The following is a 20,889-nucleotide window of genomic DNA, read 5'->3' on the forward strand; positions in this document are numbered from 1 at the left end:
GGTTATTTTAAAGTGACGGTTTGCCCTGTCCGCAGCTGTTCTGCGATTTCGTCAAGTTTTCTCAGCCTGTGATTGATCCCTGATTTGCTGATTTTCCCGCTTGTTACCATTTCCCCCAGCTCTTTCAGCGTCACTTCCTGATAATCTATCCGCAGCTGCGCGATTTCCCGAAGTTTTTCAGGAAGCGCATCCAGGCCGATTCTTTCATCGATGTATTTGATATTTTCCACCTGTCTGAGCGAAGCGCCGATCGTTTTATTTAAGTTGGCTGTTTCACAATTGACGAGGCGGTTGACCGAATTTCTCATATCCCTGACGATTCTGACATCCTCAAATCGCAGAAGCGAATTATGGGCGCCGATCACGTTCAGAAACTCAGTAATCTTTTCCGCCTCTTTTAAATAGGTGATATAGCCTTTTTTCCGTTCGAGCGTTTTACTGTTTAACTGAAACTCATTTAACAGGTCGCATAATGAATCGTTATGCTCCTTATAGAGAGAGAAGATTTCTAAATGATATGAGGAGGTTTCCGGGTTATTGACCGAACCTCCTGCCAAAAATGCCCCTCTCATATAAGAACGCTTGCAGCATCTCTTTTTGACCAGCTCTTCCGAAATACTTCGTTCAAACACAAAGTTCTCTCCGAGTATTTTTAAATCCTCTAAGATCGCTTTTGCATTTTCTGAAAAACGCACAATATAGACATTATTCTTTTTCAGCCGCATTTTCTTTCTGACCAGCAGCTCGACCGACACATCATATTGTTTTTTCAGCAATGTATAGATGCGGCGGGCAATCGCCGCATTTTCGGTTTGAACATCAAGTACGAGATGGCGGTTTGTAAATGATAAAGCTCCATTCATCCGGATTAGCGCAGACAGCTCTGCATTAATGCAGCAGTCCTTCACTTCCAGATTCGTTAATTCTTTTTTTGTTTCTGATGCAAATGACATATAGCCACCTCATTTCTGGCTTCATTCTTTCAGTAAATCGACAAGAAGAGAGGCCACTTTATGTGTATCGTGACGAATTACGTCATTTTTATACGTTACGATTTGATCTCTGATGACTTCAAGCCCCATCGCTTTCAGCTCTTCGATATCAAAATCAACAGGACGCGCCGATTCCATTTCGTACTTACGTTTTATTTCGTCAGGAATGTCTTCGCTGTTCACTAATATCGTATCAATAAAACCACAGCCCATATGCTGATTGAGCGCTTTCACGTGATCAGCAGCGGTGTAATGGAGTGTTTCGCCAGGCTGAGTCATCACGTTACAAATGTATACTTTTTTCGCCGGCGCCTTCACCACTTCTTCCCCGATTTTGGGGACGAGCAAATTGGGAAGAATGCTTGTATAGAGGCTTCCCGGGCCGATAATAATCAAATCCGCTTCCCTGATCACGTCTATCGTTTCCGGCAGCGGATCAATATGTTCAGGCGTGAGAAAAACACGCTTAATGCGCTGTCCGTACGCCGGGATCGTGGACTCGCCTGAGACCACGCGGCCGTCTTCCATCTCAGCATGCAGAACGACACTGGCATTGGCAGCTGGCAAAACCTTTCCTCTGACATTCAGCACCTTGCTCATTTCTGTGACAGCGTGAAAAAAATCACCGGTTATATTTGTCATCGCTGCCAAAATCAAATTCCCGAGAGAATGGCCTGTTAAGTCATTCCCTTTATTGAAGCGGTGCTGAAAGAGGTCTTCAACAAGCGGCTCCACATCGGATAAAGCGGCAAGCACATTTCTGATGTCTCCGGGAGGCGGAATTTTCAGTTCATTCCGCAGACGGCCAGAGCTTCCCCCATCATCGGCAACTGTTACAATGGCCGTAATGTCAACAGGTTTATGCTTTAAGCCCCGAAGCAATACAGAAAGTCCCGTACCGCCGCCAAAGATTGCGATTTTCGGCTTTTGTTCCATCTTATTTCCGGCTTCTCTTTTCAATGTCCCGGTGAGTAACATGAGTATAGTAATCCTTTTTGAAATAATCAGCTAAATTCTCGGCAAGTGTCACAGAGCGGTGCTGGCCCCCTGTGCAGCCGATTGCAATGACGACCTGGCTTTTTCCTTCTCTTTTGTAAGATGGAAGCATAAAGCTCAGCAGATCGATTAATTTTTCATTGAACTTTTGCGTTTCATTCCACTTCATAACGTAAGAGGAAACCTCTTCATCCTTGCCAGTCAGCGGCCGCATGCTTTCGATATAGTATGGATTCGGCAAAAATCTGACATCAAAGACGAGGTCTGCGTCAATCGGGATACCATATTTAAAACCAAATGACATGACATTCACGGTAAATGTCTCTCCTTGGTTTGACGCAAAGTGCTTTACGATTTTTTCGCGTAAATCACGCGGCTTCATGTCCGACGTATCGTAAATGATTTGAGAGCGGCCTTTTAATTCCTCAAGCAGCTCACGTTCCAGCGCGATGCCTTCAAGCGGCAGACCCGTCGCTGCCAGCGGATGCGAACGTCTCGTTTCTTTATATCTCGTGACGAGTATGGAATCCTTTGCGTCCAAGAATAAAATTCTCGGTGTAATCCACGGATTTTCCGCCATTTCATCCAGAGCTTCGATCAGCCGGTCAAAAAATTCACGGCCGCGCAAATCCATCACGAGCGCAACCTTGCTCATTTTCGAATTAGATTCCTTCATCAACTCTAAAAATTTCGGAAGCAATGAAGGCGGAAGATTATCGACGCAGAAATAGCCGAGATCTTCAAAGCTTTGAATGGCGACAGTTTTGCCCGCTCCAGACATTCCGGTTATAATGACAAGCTGAATATCATGTGATTCACTAACACTCATCTTTCTCCCCCCTGACTTGTCTTTCTATTTGATATGCTGCGGGTCTAAACGATAACTGAGCAGCTCAAAATCTGGTGTATACGTAAATGTGCCGTGCAGCAGCCCTTGTCCCTTCATCATAAAGTCTAGGATATGGCCGTCTCCCGGGGCCATAGGCAGGTTTTGAATGTCATTGACATTGTGCCACTGCAGCTTGCCTTCCTCTGATTCAGCTACATTTTGTCCTGTATAAGAATCAGCGACAAACGTAAACATCATCCACTCAGAGACAATGTGGTCACCGTCTTTAATAATAAAGGTAAAAACGCCTTTTAACTGAGGATTTATGATATAGATACCAGTCTCTTCTCTGTACTCTCTGATGACGGAGTCTCTGACTGATTCTCCGCTCTCCATCTTGCCTCCCGGCGCGACCCACCAGCCGCGTCTCGGCTTTTGAAGCAGAAGGACTTTGTCATCCGTCTGAAGCACACAATTTGTCACTCTTTGCAAGTACGTTCACCTAACCTTCTCGTCCTGTCATCGTCTCTTTATTATAACGCTTCAAGATGCCTCCCACAATGAAGAGGCATTGACAATCTTTTCTTCTATTTTACAGCATATTCATCCTTGGGTTCAGATGATTTTGCTGTGACAGGCATCCATATTTTATTTTTGGACAAAAAAAGGACACGGATAACTGGAGAATCCGTGCCAAAAAAGTGTATTCATTATAAAAAGGGGGTCAATTACTTTATTAATCATAACCGAAAAGCATTACACAACTGTTACAGCGGAATTAAAACCCAGTAACGTAATGTGAAACTCGTATGACAGCCTTTTTATTTTAAAGTTTTCAGCGTTTCTTGGAGCTCTTCGACATAATGCTGTACGCTTTGCGCCGCAATACTTCCGTCTCCTGTAGCCGTTACGATTTGGCGCAGTGATTTTTCGCGAATGTCTCCGGCCGCGAAAATTCCTTCAACCTTTGTTTCCATGCGGTCGTTTGTTTCGATGTAGCCTTCTTCATTCGTAATGCCCAGATTTTCAAACGGTTTAGACAGTGGAAGCATACCAATGTAAATGAATACGCCGTCTGTTTTGAATTCACTTTCTTCACCGGTTACTGTATCGACAAGCGTTACGTTACCGACTTTGCCGTTTTCCTCATGAATTTCCTTCACGGTTTTATTCCATAGGAAGTCAACTTTGTCATTATCAAATGCTCTCGCTTGAAGAATGCTTTGAGCACGGAGTTTATCACGTCTGTGAACGATCGTTACTTTTGAAGCGAAACGTGTCAGATACACACCTTCTTCAACAGCGGAATCTCCGCCGCCAACAACGACAAGCTCTTTGCCTTTAAAGAAAGCGCCGTCACATACAGCACAATAAGACACACCACGGCCGCCCAATTCTTTTTCGCCAGGCACGCCGATTTTTTTATACTCCGCACCTGCGGCAATGATCACAGCGCGTGCTTTATATTCTTTTGAACCGGCTTTAACCACTTTGTACTCTTTGCCGTCAATGACTTCTTTAATATCTCCATAAGCGTATTCAGCGCCGAATTTTTTCGCGTGTTCAAACATTTTGTTGGAAAGCTCAGGTCCGAGGATGCTTTCGAATCCAGGATAGTTTTCTACATCTTCCGTATTGGCCATTTGCCCGCCGGGAATTCCTCTTTCAATCATTAATGTCGATAAATTTGCTCTTGATGTGTATACAGCGGCCGTCATCCCAGCAGGACCCGCGCCGATTATAATCACGTCATAAATTTTTTCTTCTGACACACTATTCACTCCTTAAACCATCTTTTCAAGTTTGGGCTTTTTCTTATATGATAAGAATCCCCATCAAACGTATTCCTTACCCATATCCTATAAAATCTCATGGTGATACGCTATTTTTTTGCTCATTTTTTTCTCATCATGATTAAATACATTTTAAAAGGGTATATGTTAATAAAAGAAAGAGCCTTCTGTTTATAGAAGGCCCTTGTCTAATTTATTATTGAACAACACGTCTTACAACGCCTTTAAATGCTTTTTTCCAGTAAACGTTGCTCATAGAGTCAACAGATACTCCGTGAGATGTATTGTCGTTTAGGAAAGTACCGTTTCCTAAGTAGATTCCCACGTGTCCGTTTGTTTTGTAAGTGTCAAAGAACACAAGGTCTCCACGTTTCATTTCGGACGCGCTGACAGCTTGTCCTCTTGCAACTAACGTATCAGTTGTTGTTCCGCCTACAGGTCCAAGGTTAACACCTGCAGAAGCGTATGCCCAGCGTACGAATGATGAGCAGTCAAAAATACGGTTGTTGATATCAGACTGAGTGCGTCCGCCTCCAAATTTGTACGGAGATTGTCCTACAATGCTTGAACCAACGCTGATCGCGCCTTCAATTCCGCCTGAGTTGCTGATGACAGTGCCGCCTGAATTGTTGTTTGAGCTGCTGCTCTTCTTAGAAGATGAGCTGTTTGACGAACGGTTTGATGAACCCTTAGACGAGTTGTCTGAAGAATCACCAGATGAGCTCGCTTTTGCTGTTTCAGTTGTAGCTGTTTGGCTGTCATCTGTTTGTGTTTCATCAGATGCTTTTTGTGCTTCTTCCTGCTTTTTGATCAAAGCAGCCGCTGCTTCTTGTTCTTTTTTGATGCGTGCTTGTTCTGCTTCAGTATCTGCTTTTTGATTTGCAAGTTCAGACGCTTCTGATTTTAATTCAGAAATCGCAGCAGCCGTTTTCTTCTGGCTTGCTTTTGCTTCGTCGAACAGCTTGTCTTTTTCATCAAGCTGTTTATCAAGGTCTTTTTGCATTGTTTCTAATTTAGCCAATGCAGCTTGAACTTCTTTCAGCTTATTATTCAAATCCGCTTCAGAATCTTCAAGCTTCGCTTTGTCCTGCTCTTGCTGCTTGATTAAATCTTTGTCTGCATCCACAATAGATGAAACCGCAGTCGCACGAGAGATAAAGTCACCAAAGCTTGTTGATCCTAAAAGAACATCTATGTATCCTTGAGATCCGCCGCTTTCCTGTAAAGAACGAACGCGTTTTTTCAGGATTTCATTGCGTTTTTCGATGCGGGCTTCTGTCTCTTTAATCTCTTTTTTCAGTTTTTTGATTTCTTCTTTTGTTTTATCGTTTTCTTCTTTTTTATCTTCGATCTTGTTGCTTGTATCAAGAGCCTTAGCGTTAATGTCTTTCAGTTCTTTTTCAATCTTTGATTGATTTTCCTGAAGCTCAGTTAATTCTTTTTCCTTCGCTTCGATGCTGGAAGCAACCTCAGATTGCTTGCTTTCGATTTTTTGTTTCTTTTCATCTAATGTTTCCGCCGATGCAGTTTTACTTGTAAATGGGATCAAAAAACTGCTTGTCCCGATGACGGAAGCCAAACCAAGTGTCAATAAACTCTTTCTCACTTTTATATCCTCCCTTTTACTGTGAACCTGTCCTCATTTGGAATCGTATTTTAAACATCAAGTTTCGTTCCTCATACTCTACGAGGAATGATGGTTGTTTATGGTTAATTATTCTGTGCATCTCTTATTCTGGTTGTATAGCGTTTATTTCACATCATATGTAAAAAACACTAATTCCTTATGTACGAGAATCATTATACCATCAAGTTTCGACAAATTAGCGATAAATTTTATTACATTTGTGTTTCAAACAGATGTCAAGTCGCGCATCAATTGTCATTTTTCTTAAACGAGTAAAAAAACTGTCGATATTATTTTTTTTAATATAATCTATCAAACAAAAAAAGAGTCGATTCTATAAATCGACCCTTCAAAATATTCTATTCTAGAATATCATCAATATATTTCATATATTTCGTCAAAGTTGCCGGAGAGATGCCGAAGCGGGCTGCTGTGTCTTTTTTCGTGTCATGCTTGCCATGGGCTTCTTTCCAGATATAACAGATCGCCGCTGCCCAACCCCTCTCATTTTTCAACGGAGCGGCTGCACGGATTTGCTGGATGACATGGAACACCCAGCAGCTCATGACTTCTGTTTTCATCTCTTCTTTTTCAGCTTGCTCCAATAATTTAACGGTTTGATAGGCAAAAAGTGCATCCTCTGTTACGTCAGCAGCCGCGGAATCTCCATTCAAAAGCAGCTTAACAAAATGATTTTCGAAAGGAGCGGTTATTCTCTTTGAGCGTATCACCGCTTCAAGATGCTCCGTTTCTCCCTTTGTGCTGCTGATATAATAGGCTGCAAGGCGCTGTTCCACAGATGAAGGAAGAGCTTCCCTCCGCTCAATCCAGGGAGCCGGGCGGTCTTCTCCGGGATATTGTGACTCGACTTTTCTCCAGAGCGTCTCGGCAAATTCAGTATGTCCCGTAAAATAAGCGGAGCACGAGAGCCAGTAAAAGAATGTGTCGTCACCTTCAAAGCCGGTTTTATATAATGATTTAAGCCATTTATATCCGATATCGTAACGGCCGACAAGCGCCAAGGTGGCCCCCAGTTTATAGCGCTGTTCCAGAAGCATCGGATATACATTAGAAAGCTGATCACTCAATTCCGCCACTTTTTCGTCTTCTCTTTCATAATAGTAGAAAACGAGAAGATTGCATAAGGCGTGAAGGTTTCCTTCATTATGACTGAGCACTTGATAAGCGGTTTGCTTCGCTTTTACAATGTTGCCTGAATAGAAATAGGCAAGCGCCAGGTTGTTGTATGCTGACCAAAGCTCCGGATAATCTGCTGTGATCTCCTCAAGCGCTGCAACCGCTTCAGCAAGCTGGCCGCTTTCCAGCAGCGACTTTGCCCGATCCTGTTTCATCAGCAATTCATCCTGATCATACAAAGAATCCTCCGGCCCGCCGTCTCCCAAATCTAGCAATTCAAGCAGACTATCGTTTTCTTCAGCAAATTCACCGTCCGGGTCCGCATCTGAATAAGCGGCCGCTTCTTTATAAGCTTCTTGAAAGAGTCCCAGATGGGCAAAGTTATTCGCTTTAAAGTAATGGCACTCCGGCATTTCGGCCTCCAGATTTGCCATGATATAATCAAGAAGATCGTTCGACTCTTGATACTGGCCCATTTCTGAATAAATGACCGCAAGCTGCGATAGCATTTCTGAATCCTCCGGCTCCAAATGAACCGCGCGCTGAATCAGTTTGCTTGCCCGTTTCAGATTGCGCTCTTTATACGCTTTCAATCCTTTATGAAAAAAATATTGTCCATCTTGAAGCAGCTGGACAATTTGTGCGTGATTTTTATGTTCAGAAGTGTGTTTTCCCACAACTACCCTCCGTTTTATACAATATTACCGTCAGTAGTATACCATAAATCGTAAGCCCCTCAATAGTTCAAAAGGAAGGATTGGGAGAATCCCTCCGCTTTTTTACTGGCTGATTCGACCAAAATTTACCCGGCTTTGTTTTCTAAATCCGCGTTCATTTTCAGCTGCTGTTCAGCAAAATCTCTATAAAGATCATGGGAGGCCATTAATTCATGATGTGTTCCACGCCCGGTAATTTCTCCTTTTTCAACAAACAAAAGCTGGTCCGCGTCTACAACGGTAGATAAGCGGTGTGCGATAACGATCGTTGTGCGGCCCTCCATCAGCACCTCAAGCGCCTGCTGAACTGATTTTTCAGATTGGCTGTCGAGGCTTGAAGTGGCTTCATCGAGCATAAGAATTCTCGGGTCACGAAGGAGCGCTCGCGCAATCGCGATTCTCTGCCTTTGTCCGCCTGACAGCATAATGCCGCGTTCGCCCACCTCTGTATCAAGCTGATTCGGCAGCTCCTTTATAAAATTGAGCGCATATGCCATCTCCGCGGCTTTTTCAATCTCAGCGTCCGTAACATCACGCTCTAACCCGTAGCAAATATTTTCTCTAATTGTTCCTGACATTAACGGGCTTTCCTGTGATACATACCCGATGTGCTCCCGCCACGATTCAAGCGAGTAAGTATCAACCGGCTCGTCCCCCAGCCGAATGGTCCCTGCAGTCGGCGAATAAAAACGTTCAAGCAGCTTAAACAGCGTCGTTTTCCCACCGCCGCTCGGACCGACAATCGCTGTGACTTTCCCTGCCTCAATGACGGCGCTGATCTCTTTTAAGATCAGCTGATCAGGCTTATATCCAAAGGACACACGATCAAGCTGAATAGGCAAATGCGCGGTTTCAATTTGTTTTCCTGTGACTGTATCTTCCTCTTCCTCTGCCAAAATCTCAATCATTCGTTCAGTTGCGCCGATTGATTTTTGCAGTTGTGTGAAGAACGTTGTAATCTGGCCCATCGGCATAATAATTTGAAACAAATATAAAATAAAAGCCACGAGCGCTCCTGCGGTAAGCTCACCTGATGACACCTGCATGCCGCCGTATCCGATAACTGCCACAAGCGCCGCCATTAACACGAGTGAGATGAGCGGACCGACAAGCGACTGAACCTTTGCTTCGCGCACTCCAAGTTTAAATAATGAAGAAATCCCCATCTTCCCGCGCCCATATTCGACATCCTCCGCATTTGAAGCCTTGACGAGTCTGATTTCCGGAAGAATTTGATTCAGCAGGCCTGTAAAACGGGCTGTTTCATCTTGCGTTTCCCGGGAAATGGAGAACATCTTCCGGCCAATCGGAATTAAAATAAGAGCTGCCAGCGGAACAACAACTAATACAAGCAGTGTCAGCTTCCAATTCATAATAAACAAGATTGTCAGTGATCCAATAACAGAAATGATTCCGGTAATAAATCCGCTGATATGCGTTGTAATCAGTTCTTTGACCACCATCGTATCATTCGTTACACGGCTGACTGTTTCTCCGGAAGCGTTTGTATCGAAATAAGAGACAGGGAGCTTAATTAATTTCTTCCATAATAAATCCCTCAGCCCGGAGATGATTTTTTGTCCATTATAGTTAAGCGCATAGGTGGCATAAGCGTTTAAACCGGCCTGAACGAAAAAAACTAGAGCGATCAGCCCGATTTGCGTGCCTGACAGGTTTGACATGGAAAATCCATCGACAAGCTGCTTCGTTAATAATGGAATCAGCAGGCTGACCAGCGTGGTCACAATACTGAGGACCAGCGCAAATGCAAGCTTTCCATAAGAAGGATTGGTCTTCTTTACTAATGCAAAAAAGGGTTTCAATTTACTTTTAGATTTTTGTTGCTTGGTTGGCATATATGTTTCCTCCTGTTTCAGCGTTCAGAAAGGTGAAATGGCATACAAAAGGATGATTTTTACTCTTTCTCAATCATATCAATGGAGAGAGACTTTTTCAGTATATTTTTGCTGTGATGAAAATAAAAATCTCCTACCCACTGTTTGAATAGGAGATTTTTTATACTAGACATCTTGAACAGGTTTCTTTTTTCTGTAAGTCAATGTCACGTCCTGCTTTCGCAGGTCTTCAATTATCATTTTGTACCTGTTAACTTTTGCAGTATGTTCTTCTTTTATCATTTGAAGTGCGGCTTTTTGTTTTTCGCTTTTCGATTCAAGCTCTTCTTTTATTTTTTTTACAATCAGCCCTTTTTGTCCTTTGATCTCCTCTTTTAGCGAAGACTCGAATTTCTTTGTCTGGTTGAGAATGTCGTTGATCGGTTTATTGAGGCTGCCCGCTTTCCCTTTCATTTCGTCTTGGGTAAGAAACATATAGGTGGTTGATACAATTTCTGTTTCACTTTCTGAAAATAAGGAAGTCACTCTTCATATTCCTCCTAAGGCTGGAATCAAATAATTGAGAAATCATTTCTTCTTTTTCAAACAGCTTTTCAATACTCTCACGGATGCTTTTGATAAAATCTCTTTTTTCTGTTGTCTGTTTTTTTAATTCAGCAACAATTCCATCATTAGCAGGGAGCGCACCTGTGTGCAACGATTCATGAACTGAGATTTTCTCCAATTTATCGAATGTGTGGCTGAAACCGGCTGCAAGCCGGAATTGAAGATCGAAGGCATAATGCGAAGGATTTTCTTCCATATGATGAATAGCTGTGATGATTGCCTGTTTTTTGTCTGCAAAGTCTTCATCGATTTCCTGACTGTAAACCTTCTGGTACTTAGAAATCGCATCTTCCATATCTTCAACGATCTTCATACCGTTTTGATAGATTCTGACAGCGGATGAGATATTGACTTTAATCGTTTCTCCCGATCCGCTCTTCCCTGTAAAGTAAATATCGGAGCCTTTATAGCTGAAGCCTTTTTCCTTTGATAATGCGTTCAGCATTTGAACGATGCTGTGGCCGTCGACGATGAGTTTTAATGCTTCTTTTGTTTCTGTGTCGAGTGTTTCTACAGAGGACAAAATAGATTTCACGTACTCTACTATTTCACCAACGTTTTTTAAAGCATGTGTAAATTGGCCATGCTTTAGGTGGTCAATGAAATGTTCGTACCGTGATTCTATGCCTCGCATACTAGCATTAATATTCGTTAATTCTTTTTTGATCACTTTCTTTTGCGTTTCATCGATATACCCATTTTCAGCTAGCTGATCTACGACCGGTCCGCTGTTTCCCAATAAGGTATGGAGAAAACCTAAAAACGCTGGCAAATTCTCTTTAATTCGGCCATACATTTGCTTAACATCATCAAAGTTTTCATAAATGACATTCGCTTTTGCTAATACACCATCTGTGTATTTCACTTTATCTATCAGCTCTATGTCAATCCCGCTTGCTGCCTTTACAAAACCGTCCAAGCCGCCTTTTTCATAGTCATCCTTATATTTTTGAAGGAATTTTCGAATCGCTCTCACGTCTTCATCAGGGATCCCATCCATAATGTTTCGGATGCCTTCTACACTTGTATTTGTATCTGCCATCTTCATATCGCCGAATGTAATGAAGTCCGCCTTGCCGCTCGCACCGTACAGCGGGTCATCTTTTGAGATCCGCTGAGTGATGTTTGCTGTTACGCCTTTGTCTTCATAATATTTTTGAATTTCTTTTTTTAGCTTTTCTGATGGGATATCATTAATATCTTTTAAGCGTCTAATATGAAATTTATGCATTATCTTATCTCTCAAATTCAAATCAGTTGCTAATAGGTGATCAACACTTATTTGAGCTCCGTTAACTCCATAAACTTCATCAAATTCCCCATCAATTAATTGAACCATCACCTGATTATTATTAGCCAGTGAGTGACCCATAGCAAAGGTCTTTAAATCATTAGAATCCTTTGTTTCTTTTTTTGCATTTCTTGTAAACTCTTTTGTCGCTTGATACTGGCTGTCATCTATCCCTAAAAAGAGACCGAAGAAATTGTATGACCAGTCCTCATTATCTGCACTACCCTCTGAAATAATATGAAGTTGATTAATGTGTTGTTTGTCATCCTTAATATAAATTGCTGTACCATCATATCCGGATTCTCTTATTGATGTATCCACATTTGAATTTTTCTTAACAAGTTCATTTGATGTATATATTTCCACGTTTTTCGGAAGCTCTTGATGTGTTTCTTCTTTGTAAATTCTTCGGACCTCAGCTTCAAAATCGGCTTTAGCCTTCTTTGTTTCATGCTCATTATCAGAAGCAAATTTTTCTTTATAATCGTATTCTAAGTTAATTAAACGGAGTTTCACATTTTCATTTTCAAATATATTTTTGTTTTCCATTCTATTTCTCCTTTTTAACTTTTAAAAAGGTAATGGAGTCTATTATTTTTTGAACTTTTTGTCTGGCTGCTTCTTCTTTTAATGAACAAGGTTCCTCATCTTTATAACAAGCAAATCTAAAGGAATATTCTATTCCTAGATAATCCTTTTTGGTAGATTTAACATAGCCAAAAAATCTATAAGAATAATTATTCTTTCCGTCTACGTCATCAAAAACACTTTTCTTTTGAGCAGAATATACAATTTTATCAGATAGCTCTCTTTCTCCGTATTTTCCTTTATAACCGTTTCTTCCGCTTACGATGTCAAGCATTGTATCCTTGTCATTTGCAAAACTTTTGTCTTGATGATAATCCAGTTGACCATCATATTGAATGTTAGTTTTTTTATTAAAACTATCAAATACTATTGTTTCTTCATTGTCTCTTGTGCCGGAAATATCAGGTACGTATTCCCCGTCCTCCGGAAACAACATCCTAAACCCTTTAAGCTTAGACTCAAGCAAATAATACCCCGGCTCCTCTTCTTTCGTTGACACCATGTACGCTCTCGTTTTCTCATCCTGAAACGCAGGAACTTGCGGCAGGTCTTTCGGATCCATGTCTTTTGGTTTTACGGCTTCTGTTTTAGTGTCATTTGTGCTGTTTTTTTCATTGTCATTCATACTGCATCCTCCTGTCAGGGCTAGTAATAAGCTGAAGCAAATAAAGATGATCTTTTTCATTACGAACCTCCACGGGTTTTGTGAGAATAATATTCTATTTTCATACTAAAAATAATTCTATTGACCTAGTTAATGAGTGATTAATTTATCCTTTTCCATGTTACATCATGGCGGAATTTGGATAAATAGGAAATCCGACTTGGTTTTGATCTCCTTTTATTAACTAATCATGCAAAACATCTCATATCATCTTAAATACCTATTACTTTTTTCCCGAAACAAAAAGAGCCGTTTATCATACGGCTCTTTCCAATTACTTTTCAGAATGGCGTTTTTTCAATACATCAAGCACATCATCCAGCGGCAATGCTTGTTCTCTGAGCAGGACAAGCAGGTGATACAGCAGGTCTGCCGCTTCCCATTTAAGTTCCTCGTGGTCTCGGTTCTTCGCGGCGATGATGACTTCAGATGCTTCTTCACCAACTTTTTTCAAAATCTTATCGACGCCTTCTCGGAAAAGGTAAGTGGTGTAAGCTCCTTCAGGCTTTTCCGCTTGGCGTTCCGCGATCACGCGCTCAAGCTCGTTCATGATGTCAAAACGGCCTGCAGCCTGTTCTTCTGTCTGTTCCTTTGTAAAACAGCTGTAGCTGCCAGTGTGGCATGCCGGGCCGGATGGTTCTACGAGCACGATCAGCGCGTCTTGGTCGCAGTCATATCGGATACCCTTAACGGCTTGTGTGTTCCCTGAGGTTTCACCTTTATGCCATAGCTCTTGGCGCGAGCGGCTGTAAAACCATGTTTCTTTCGTTTCCAGCGTTTTTTCGTACGATTCCTTGTTCATATAGGCAAGTGTCAACACTTCTTTGCTTGCCGCATCCTGTACGATGGCAGGAATTAATCCGTCCTCATTAAATCGCAGTTCATCTGCCCGTTTCATCTCACATTCACCCCGTGTTCTTTCAAGTATGATTTCACTTCTTTAATTGATGTTTCTTTATAATGAAAAATAGAGGCGGCCAGCGCGGCTTCGGCTTCCCCTTTTGTAAAAGCCTCAAGCATATGCTGCGCGTTTCCCGCTCCTCCCGAGGCGATAACAGGTACGGGGACAGCTTCAGAAACAAGCTTTGTCAGCCTGTGGTCAAAGCCTTTTTTCTCACCGTCAGAGTCCATGCTTGTCAGCAATATTTCTCCTGCTCCGCGTTTGACGCCTTCTGCTGCCCATGCAGTGACTTCCCAATCTGTTTTCTTTCTGCCGCCGTGCGTGTAGACCTTATATGTGCCAGATTCCTGGTCATACTTGGCATCGATGGCAAGTACGATACATTGAGAGCCGAAAAACTCGGCTCCTTCTGTAATCAGCTCAGGCCGGAGAACAGCTGCTGTGTTCACAGAAACTTTATCTGCGCCGGCACGCAGAATCGTTTTCATATCGTTAAGCTGATTGATGCCGCCGCCGACTGTAAACGGAATCGCAAGCTTCGCGGCAACCTGCTCCACAACGTCCACCATCGTTTTTCGTCCTTCATGCGAAGCGGAAATATCAAGAAAAACCAGTTCATCCGCGCCTTCCTGATCGTACGCTTCCGCCAGTTCAACAGGGTCACCGGCATCCTTTAATTCGAGAAATTGAATTCCTTTGACAACGCGTCCTTCTTTGACATCAAGACATGGAATAATCCGTTTTGTGATCATTTGCGCTTCACCCTTTCAAGCGCCTGGCTCAACGTAAACTGATTGGTATACAACGCTTTTCCGATGATCGCTCCAGAAACGCCGTCCGCCTGATAGCGGGCGAGGGCTTCGAGATCCGCTACGGAACTGACTCCGCCGGAAGCAATCACAGATTTCCCCGTTTCCCTAGCAAGCTCGACCGTGCTTTCAATATTTGGGCCTGACAGCATCCCGTCTGTCGCGATGTCAGTAAAAATAAAGACTTCCGCTCCTTCATTGGCAAGCTCTTTGCCGAGTTCAGCGGCCTTAATGCTTGATGTTTCCAGCCATCCCTCTGTTGAAACAAAGCCGTTTCTCGCATCCAATCCGATTGCAATTTTCCCGCCATATTGTTTCAGCATTTTTTTTACAAACGGAGGGTTAGAAACAGCTGAGCTTCCCAGAATCACTCGATCGACTCCTGCTGATAAGTATTCATAGACGTCACTTTCAGAACGGATCCCGCCGCCGATTTCCACTTTTAAGTCCAGCTTTTGCGAAATTTCGATCACATGGCGGTGATTTACCCTTTTCCCTTCTTTGGCGCCGTCGAGATCAACGAGATGGATCCATTCGGCACCCTCACTCGCAAATAACGAGGCCATGTCGTATGGTGAATCGCCGTATATTGTTTCCTTATTATAATCTCCTTGAACAAGGCGGACACATTTGCCATTTCTCATATCAATTGCCGGATATAATGTAAAAGCACTCATTTTTTCACCTTCTGTTCTGCTGCCATTTTCGTGAATTGGGTTAAGATGGACATTCCGACCGTGCTGCTTTTTTCCGGATGGAACTGGGCGCCGAAGACGTTTCCTTTTCCGACTACAGCAGGCACTCGCACACCATAATCAGCGCTTGCCAAAAGCGCGGCCTCCTCCATCCCGTCAATGTAATACGAATGCACGAAATAAGCATAGCCTTCATCTGTTTGAGCCAACAGCGGGGATTCGGTATGAAAGGAAAGGCGATTCCAGCCCATATGCGGAACCTTCAGCTTGTTTCCTTCCTCATCTTCTGCTTTCAGCCTGACCGCTTTTCCTTTTAACAGCCCAAGTCCTGACGCGGTGCCGTTTTCTTCACTTTGCTCAAATAAAAGCTGCATGCCTAAACAGATACCGAGCAGCAAGCGCCTCTCTGAGACCATATCGTGAATCAATTGATCAAGCTTCGAGCTGCGCAAATTGTCCATCGCGTCTCCAAATGAACCGACTCCCGGCAAAATAAAGGCATCAGCTTCTTTCAGCTCCTCCGGCTTTTCAGAAACAAAATACGGCACGCCGACACGCTCAAGCGCCTTTGAGACACTGTATAAATTGCCCATTCCGTAATCTATCACGCCGATCATTTACAGCATCCCTTTCGTTGATGGTATCCCTTTAACACGCGGATCGATCATAGTCGCTTCATCAAGCGCACGTCCCAGCGCTTTAAAAACAGCTTCAATCATGTGGTGGGTGTTTGTGCCGTAATGAACGATGACATGCAGGTTCATACGTGCTTCAAGCGCCAGCTTCCACAAAAATTCATGTACAAGCTCCGTATCAAATGTTCCGACTTTAGCTGCAGGGAAGTCCGCGCGCATTTCCAAGTGCGGCCGATTGCTTAAATCTATGACGACTTGAGCAAGCGCCTCATCCATCGGTACAAATGCCGATCCATAGCGTTTGATTCCTTTTTTATCGCCCAATGCTTCGAGCAGCGCCTGCCCTAAGCAAATGCCGATGTCTTCAGTCGTGTGGTGATCATCTATATCAACATCGCCTTTTGCGTTAATCGAAAGATCAAATTGGCCATGTTTCGTGAATAAATCCAGCATGTGCGTCATAAACGGTACGTCTGTTTTGATATCAGCCTGTCCCTCACCGTCTATTGCGAATGCCAGCTCAATATCTGTTTCGTTAGTTTTTCTGGCGCGTTCCGCTTTTCTCATTTTGAATTCCTCCGTTCTCTCGATTCAATTGATCTGGCATGCGCTTCTAATCCTTCAAGTCTGGCAAAAGCCGCGATGCTTTCGGCATGTTCTTCAAAGGCTGTTTGGCTGTAAGAAATAATGCTCGATTTCTTTTGAAAATCCGTTACGTTTAATGGACTTGAAAATCTCGCTGTCCCATTTGTCGGAAGCACATGATTCGGTCCGGCAAAATAATCTCCGACAGGCTCTGGGCTGTATCTGCCTAAGAAAATCGCACCCGCATGTTTGATGCTGCCAAGCAAAGCTTCGGGAGACTGTGTGATGATTTCTAAATGCTCCGGTGCGAGCGTATTGACAGTATCAATCGCTTCATCCATTGTTTCCGCCACATAGATACAACCGTAATCACCCACTGAAGCTTCCGCTATTTCTCTTCGCGGCAAGGTTTTCAGCTGCTCGTTCACCTCTGCTGAAACCGCCTCGGCCAGAGCCATGGAATCCGTGACAAACACACATGAGCTGAGCTTATCGTGTTCCGCCTGTGACAGCAGGTCAGCTGCAATTTCCCTCGGTATAGCTGTTTCATCAGCCAGGACGACGATTTCACTCGGTCCGGCAATCATATCAATATCGACATCGCCGAACACCTCTCGTTTGGCAAGCGCGACATAAATGTTTCCCGGGCCTGTAATTTTATCCACCGGCTCGATGGTTTCGGTTCCGTACGCCAGCGCCGCAATCGCCTGAGCGCCGCCCATTTTGTAAAAATCTTTGATGCCGAGCTCGGCAGCAGCGACTAAAACCCCTGGGGACAGCTGTCCGTCTCTTCCCGGAGGCGTCACAAGGACGATTCTTTCCACACCCGCTGTCAGCGCCGGAATGACATTCATCAAAACAGATGAAGGATATGCAGCCGTTCCCCCGGGCACATATACGCCAGCGGAATCAAGCGCCGTCACTTTCTGCCCCAGCATTGTGCCGTCCTTTCTGTGATAAAACCATGAGGATTGCAGCTGTCTTTCGTGATATTCCCTAATATTTTCGATTGCCTGCCTCATCACCTGAAGCAGCTGTGAATCCAGCAAAGTGTATGCTTCCTCAATTTCTTCTTTTGTGACCAGCGGGCTGTCGATTTCGATGCCGTCAAATCTCGCTGTATAGCTGCGGACCGCCTGATCACCATTTGCTTTGACATCGTCAATAATGGATCGGACTGTTTTTCTTTGCCTTTCCGTTCCGGCATCAATGGACCGCTTGAGAGAAAGCCGTTCAGCGCCGCTGATGGTTTTGATTTTCATTTTGCCGTTTCTCCTTCCACAACGAGAGCTAAGCGGGATGCCATTTCGTCAATCACATCGTCTTTCATGCGATAGCTTACCGGGTTGACGATAAAACGAGAAGTAATGTCACAAATGTGTTCCGTTTCAACAAGCCCGTTTTCTTTCAGCGTCTGACCTGTGGAAACGATGTCCACAATCCGGTCTGCAAGCCCAATGAGCGGGGCCAGCTCGATTGAACCGTTGAGCTTAATGATTTCGACTTGTTCTCCCTGCTCTCTAAAATAACTGGAAGCCACATTCGGATACTTTGTCGCGATTCTCGGCGCTACGCCGCTCCAGTCTGTATTCGGAAGTCCGGCGACTGCCAAGTGGCATTTGCTGATCTTTAAATCCAGCACCTCATACACATCACGTTCCTCTTCCAGCATGACATCCTTGCCAGCAATTCCGACATCCGCCACGCCATGCTCCACATATGTGGTCACGTCCATCGGCTTAGCTAATATGAAACGAAGATTTTCCTCCGGCACGTCGATGATCAGTTTTCTTGAATCTTCAAACTCCTCTGGGAGCTTATAGCCCGCCTGGCGCAGCAATCCTGCTGCTTCTTCAAATATCCGGCCCTTCGGCATCGCCATTGTGAGTAACTTACCCATTTTGCTCTTCCTTTCTGGCACCGATAAAATAGGTGACGTTTGCAAAAGATTTTGTCATCTGATCGATATTTTCAATTCCCGATAAATCTTGAAGAACCACTTTGTTCCCTTTCATACGTTCTTCATTTGCATAAGCGATGGCTTGCGCCCGCTGCTCTTTGCTGAAAATGACAGCATCTATTTCACAAGGTTCGCCTTTTATATGAAGCGCTTCAATCAGCCGGTCGATCCGAAGCCCGAAGCCTGTTGCCGGCGCGGGTGAATCAAAATAGCCAAGAAGCTTGTTGTAACGGCCTCCGCTTCCAATGACAAAGCCGACATTTTCGGCGTACACCTCAAATAAAATCCCTGTGTAATAGCTCATGTGGCTGACCATATTCAAATCCAGGCGGACATTTTCCGTACATCCGTAATCCTCAAGAATGTCCCATAGCGCCTTCAGCTCATCAACCACGCTTTTTCCTTGCGCAGAATCGACGATTTCCTCAGCACGTCCGCATACTTCTATGCCGCCCCGCAATTCAAGAAGCTCAAGCAGCCTGCTTTTATCAATGGAGGAAAGCGGGAGAGATTTAACATGTTCTCTGTAGCCGACGGAATTCTTCTCGTATAAAAACCTCCGCAGCACATCAGCACGTTCAACGTTTCCGAGCACCTCAACAAACAGAGCATCCGCTATGCCGGCATGGCCGATAGCAATTTTAAAGGAAGACAGCCCGGCGTTTTTTAACGCACCGATGACTAAAGCAATGACCTCCGCATCCGCACTAGTTGTGCCGTCACCGATTAATTCCACTCCGACCTGCTCAAATTCGGCGGGACGTCCGCCTTCGCGTTCCTGAGCCCTGAATACATTTGCCGCATAGCCGACTCTGAGCGGATGATCGTGTTTCAGAAGCTTTGATGCCGCCACCCTTGCAATCGGTCCTGTCATATCCGGGCGAAGCACCAATGTCTTTCCGTCCTGATCAAGAAGCTTGAACAGCTGCTGTTCTTCAATCGCAGACTGCACGCCGACGGTATCGTAAAATTCCAGTGTCGGCGTTTCCATAAATTGATATCCCCATTTATCGATCAAATCGGTTAACGATTGTCTCACCTTTTTTTTCGTTTTGTATAAACCGGGCAGTGTATCTCTCATGCCGTGCGGTTTTTCAAACATAAACATTAACCCGAGCACCTCCGTTGCCAATGTATGAAGGAAAATTCCGAATCCTTTAGTTCGCTAACATGATAATATGTTAGCAGATGAAAGAACGAAAATCAATGCTTAACTTTAGTCAGGATATTTTTCATTCAAATGTCCTCCTCCTAATTATGAAAAAATCATGAATAAATGATTAAAGGTACGTAATATCTCAAATTCTTTATGTTTGGCATGCTATAATACAAGTCAAATAGAGAACAAGGAGATAAAGATGAAAACACTGCGAACTCTATGTGTACTGATTATTCTTTCAGGCGTCATTTTTTTCGGACTTAAAATAGATGCAAAAGATATAGATATCCCTTTTTTCAATAGCGATAAAAAAGACGCTGAAAAAGAATCGGAAACAGCTGCGAACAGTAAAAAGGCGCTGAAAGGAAGCGCAGAACCGCTGGATGTTGTCCTTTACAATCAGATGGACGCGCCTCGGCTCTATAACGGCTGTGAAGTTACAAGTCTTGCTATGGTGCTGAATTACGCGGGATACAATGTGACAAAAAACACATTGGCTAACCAGATAACCACAGTGCCGTTGACATACAGCAGCGGATTAAAAGGTGATCCGAATGACGGATTTGTCGGGGATATGGCGAATGGACCGGGTCTCGGTGTCTACCATGGACCAATCTATCAGCTGGCGAAAGCCTATGCCGGAGACAAAGTGTCTGACCTGACTGGCAAAAGCATTTCTGCTGTTTATGAACAGCTTGAGAAAGGCAATCCTGTTTGGGTCATTACAACCGCAAACTTTACGCCAGTTGACAACATGCAAACATGGAAAACGCCAAACGGAACGATAGATATCACGTACAGTGAACACAGTGTCGCCGTTACAGGATACGATGAAAAATACGTGTATCTCAATGATCCGTATGGCTACAAGAACAGAAAAACTGACAGAACGAGCTTTGAAAAAGCGTGGGAACAAATGGGCAGCCAAGCGGTCGTGATTCAAAAGTAAGCTGCTGAAAAACTGTTCGCTTTTACAGTGCCTATGCTCTACCCTGAGCAAATACGACAATATTCACGCTTTTTGTTTCAATCGGTAATATCGATTCATTT

20 protein-coding genes are annotated in these 20,889 nt (G+C 43.8%); 1 reads left to right on the forward strand and 19 read right to left on the reverse strand.

Going from position 1 to position 20,889, the window contains the following annotated elements; translation table 11 throughout:
- Positions 1–2: 2 nt before the first annotated feature.
- The 19 genes from whiA to M0696_RS17685 form a co-directional block, all read right to left on the reverse strand.
- On the reverse strand, positions 3–953 hold the full coding sequence (gene whiA / locus M0696_RS17595; protein WP_166847925.1) for a DNA-binding protein WhiA: 951 nt from the start codon (positions 951–953) through the stop codon (positions 3–5).
- Positions 954–974: 21 nt separating this feature from the next.
- Positions 975–1,928 (reverse strand): gluconeogenesis morphogenetic factor, encoded by a 954-nt coding sequence (gene mgfK, locus M0696_RS17600; RefSeq protein WP_166854584.1) that lies wholly within the window; start codon positions 1,926–1,928, stop codon positions 975–977.
- Between the two features lies 1 nt (position 1,929).
- Positions 1,930–2,817: an RNase adapter RapZ gene (gene rapZ, locus M0696_RS17605; protein ID WP_003235371.1), complete on the reverse strand. Its 888-nt coding sequence runs from the start codon at positions 2,815–2,817 to the stop codon at positions 1,930–1,932.
- 24 nt (positions 2,818–2,841) lie between these two features.
- Positions 2,842–3,309, reverse strand: a complete 468-nt coding sequence (locus M0696_RS17610; RefSeq protein WP_166847923.1) for an 8-oxo-dGTP diphosphatase — start codon at positions 3,307–3,309, stop codon at positions 2,842–2,844.
- Between the two features lie 329 nt (positions 3,310–3,638).
- Positions 3,639–4,589, reverse strand: coding sequence for a thioredoxin-disulfide reductase (trxB, locus tag M0696_RS17615; protein ID WP_166847920.1), 951 nt, complete (start codon positions 4,587–4,589; stop codon positions 3,639–3,641).
- Between the two features lie 217 nt (positions 4,590–4,806).
- The gene (gene cwlO / locus M0696_RS17620) at positions 4,807–6,216 is read right to left on the reverse strand and encodes a peptidoglycan DL-endopeptidase CwlO (protein ID WP_222142093.1); all 1,410 of its coding nucleotides are present in this window, start codon (positions 6,214–6,216) and stop codon (positions 4,807–4,809) included.
- A gap of 380 nt (positions 6,217–6,596) precedes the next feature.
- Positions 6,597–8,051 carry a tetratricopeptide repeat protein gene (locus M0696_RS17625; protein ID WP_248602217.1) on the reverse strand — a complete coding sequence of 485 codons (1,455 nt, stop codon included), beginning with the start codon at positions 8,049–8,051 and terminating at the stop codon, positions 6,597–6,599.
- Between the two features lie 125 nt (positions 8,052–8,176).
- Positions 8,177–9,946, reverse strand: a complete 1,770-nt coding sequence (gene bmrA / locus M0696_RS17630) for a multidrug resistance ABC transporter ATP-binding protein/permease BmrA (RefSeq protein ID WP_222142095.1) — start codon at positions 9,944–9,946, stop codon at positions 8,177–8,179.
- A gap of 165 nt (positions 9,947–10,111) precedes the next feature.
- Positions 10,112–10,471, reverse strand: a complete 360-nt coding sequence (locus M0696_RS17635) for a hypothetical protein (protein WP_166847908.1) — start codon at positions 10,469–10,471, stop codon at positions 10,112–10,114.
- Complete coding sequence (locus M0696_RS17640; protein ID WP_248602218.1) at positions 10,446–12,392, reverse strand: DUF6792 domain-containing protein; 1,947 nt, start codon at positions 12,390–12,392, stop codon at positions 10,446–10,448. Before M0696_RS17640 ends, M0696_RS17635 begins: the two co-directional genes overlap by 26 nt.
- Before the next feature lies 1 nt (position 12,393).
- A complete protein-coding gene (locus M0696_RS17645) occupies positions 12,394–13,116 on the reverse strand; it encodes a lipoprotein YvcA (RefSeq protein WP_222142098.1) in 723 nt (240 codons plus the stop codon).
- A 253-nt stretch (positions 13,117–13,369) separates the two neighbouring features.
- A complete protein-coding gene (hisIE, locus tag M0696_RS17650) occupies positions 13,370–13,993 on the reverse strand; it encodes a bifunctional phosphoribosyl-AMP cyclohydrolase/phosphoribosyl-ATP diphosphatase HisIE (protein ID WP_248602219.1) in 624 nt (207 codons plus the stop codon).
- Complete coding sequence (gene hisF / locus M0696_RS17655; protein WP_248602220.1) at positions 13,990–14,748, reverse strand: imidazole glycerol phosphate synthase subunit HisF; 759 nt, start codon at positions 14,746–14,748, stop codon at positions 13,990–13,992. Before hisF ends, hisIE begins: the two co-directional genes overlap by 4 nt.
- Entirely contained in the window at positions 14,745–15,482 is a 738-nt protein-coding gene (hisA, locus tag M0696_RS17660) for a 1-(5-phosphoribosyl)-5-[(5-phosphoribosylamino)methylideneamino]imidazole-4-carboxamide isomerase (protein ID WP_222142101.1), read from the reverse strand. Before hisA ends, hisF begins: the two co-directional genes overlap by 4 nt.
- On the reverse strand, positions 15,479–16,117 hold the full coding sequence (gene hisH, locus M0696_RS17665; RefSeq protein ID WP_222142102.1) for an imidazole glycerol phosphate synthase subunit HisH: 639 nt from the start codon (positions 16,115–16,117) through the stop codon (positions 15,479–15,481). The genes hisA and hisH overlap by 4 nt, the downstream gene beginning before the upstream one ends.
- Entirely contained in the window at positions 16,118–16,702 is a 585-nt protein-coding gene (gene hisB, locus M0696_RS17670) for an imidazoleglycerol-phosphate dehydratase HisB (protein ID WP_040081703.1), read from the reverse strand. It lies immediately after the preceding gene.
- Positions 16,699–17,982 (reverse strand): histidinol dehydrogenase, encoded by a 1,284-nt coding sequence (hisD, locus tag M0696_RS17675; protein ID WP_248602221.1) that lies wholly within the window; start codon positions 17,980–17,982, stop codon positions 16,699–16,701. The genes hisB and hisD overlap by 4 nt, the downstream gene beginning before the upstream one ends.
- Positions 17,979–18,620 carry an ATP phosphoribosyltransferase gene (gene hisG / locus M0696_RS17680; protein ID WP_166847885.1) on the reverse strand — a complete coding sequence of 214 codons (642 nt, stop codon included), beginning with the start codon at positions 18,618–18,620 and terminating at the stop codon, positions 17,979–17,981. The genes hisD and hisG overlap by 4 nt, the downstream gene beginning before the upstream one ends.
- Positions 18,613–19,788, reverse strand: a complete 1,176-nt coding sequence (locus M0696_RS17685) for an ATP phosphoribosyltransferase regulatory subunit (protein ID WP_248602222.1) — start codon at positions 19,786–19,788, stop codon at positions 18,613–18,615. The genes hisG and M0696_RS17685 overlap by 8 nt, the downstream gene beginning before the upstream one ends.
- A 250-nt stretch (positions 19,789–20,038) precedes the next feature.
- On the opposite strand from M0696_RS17685, the gene M0696_RS17690 reads away from it, so the two are divergent.
- Positions 20,039–20,788: a C39 family peptidase gene (locus tag M0696_RS17690; RefSeq protein ID WP_248602223.1), complete on the forward strand. Its 750-nt coding sequence runs from the start codon at positions 20,039–20,041 to the stop codon at positions 20,786–20,788.
- Positions 20,789–20,889 lie beyond the last annotated feature (101 nt).

Origin of the sequence: Bacillus rugosus (assembly GCF_023238245.1) — a bacterium.
In the GTDB taxonomy this organism is placed as follows: domain Bacteria; phylum Bacillota; class Bacilli; order Bacillales; family Bacillaceae; genus Bacillus; species Bacillus rugosus.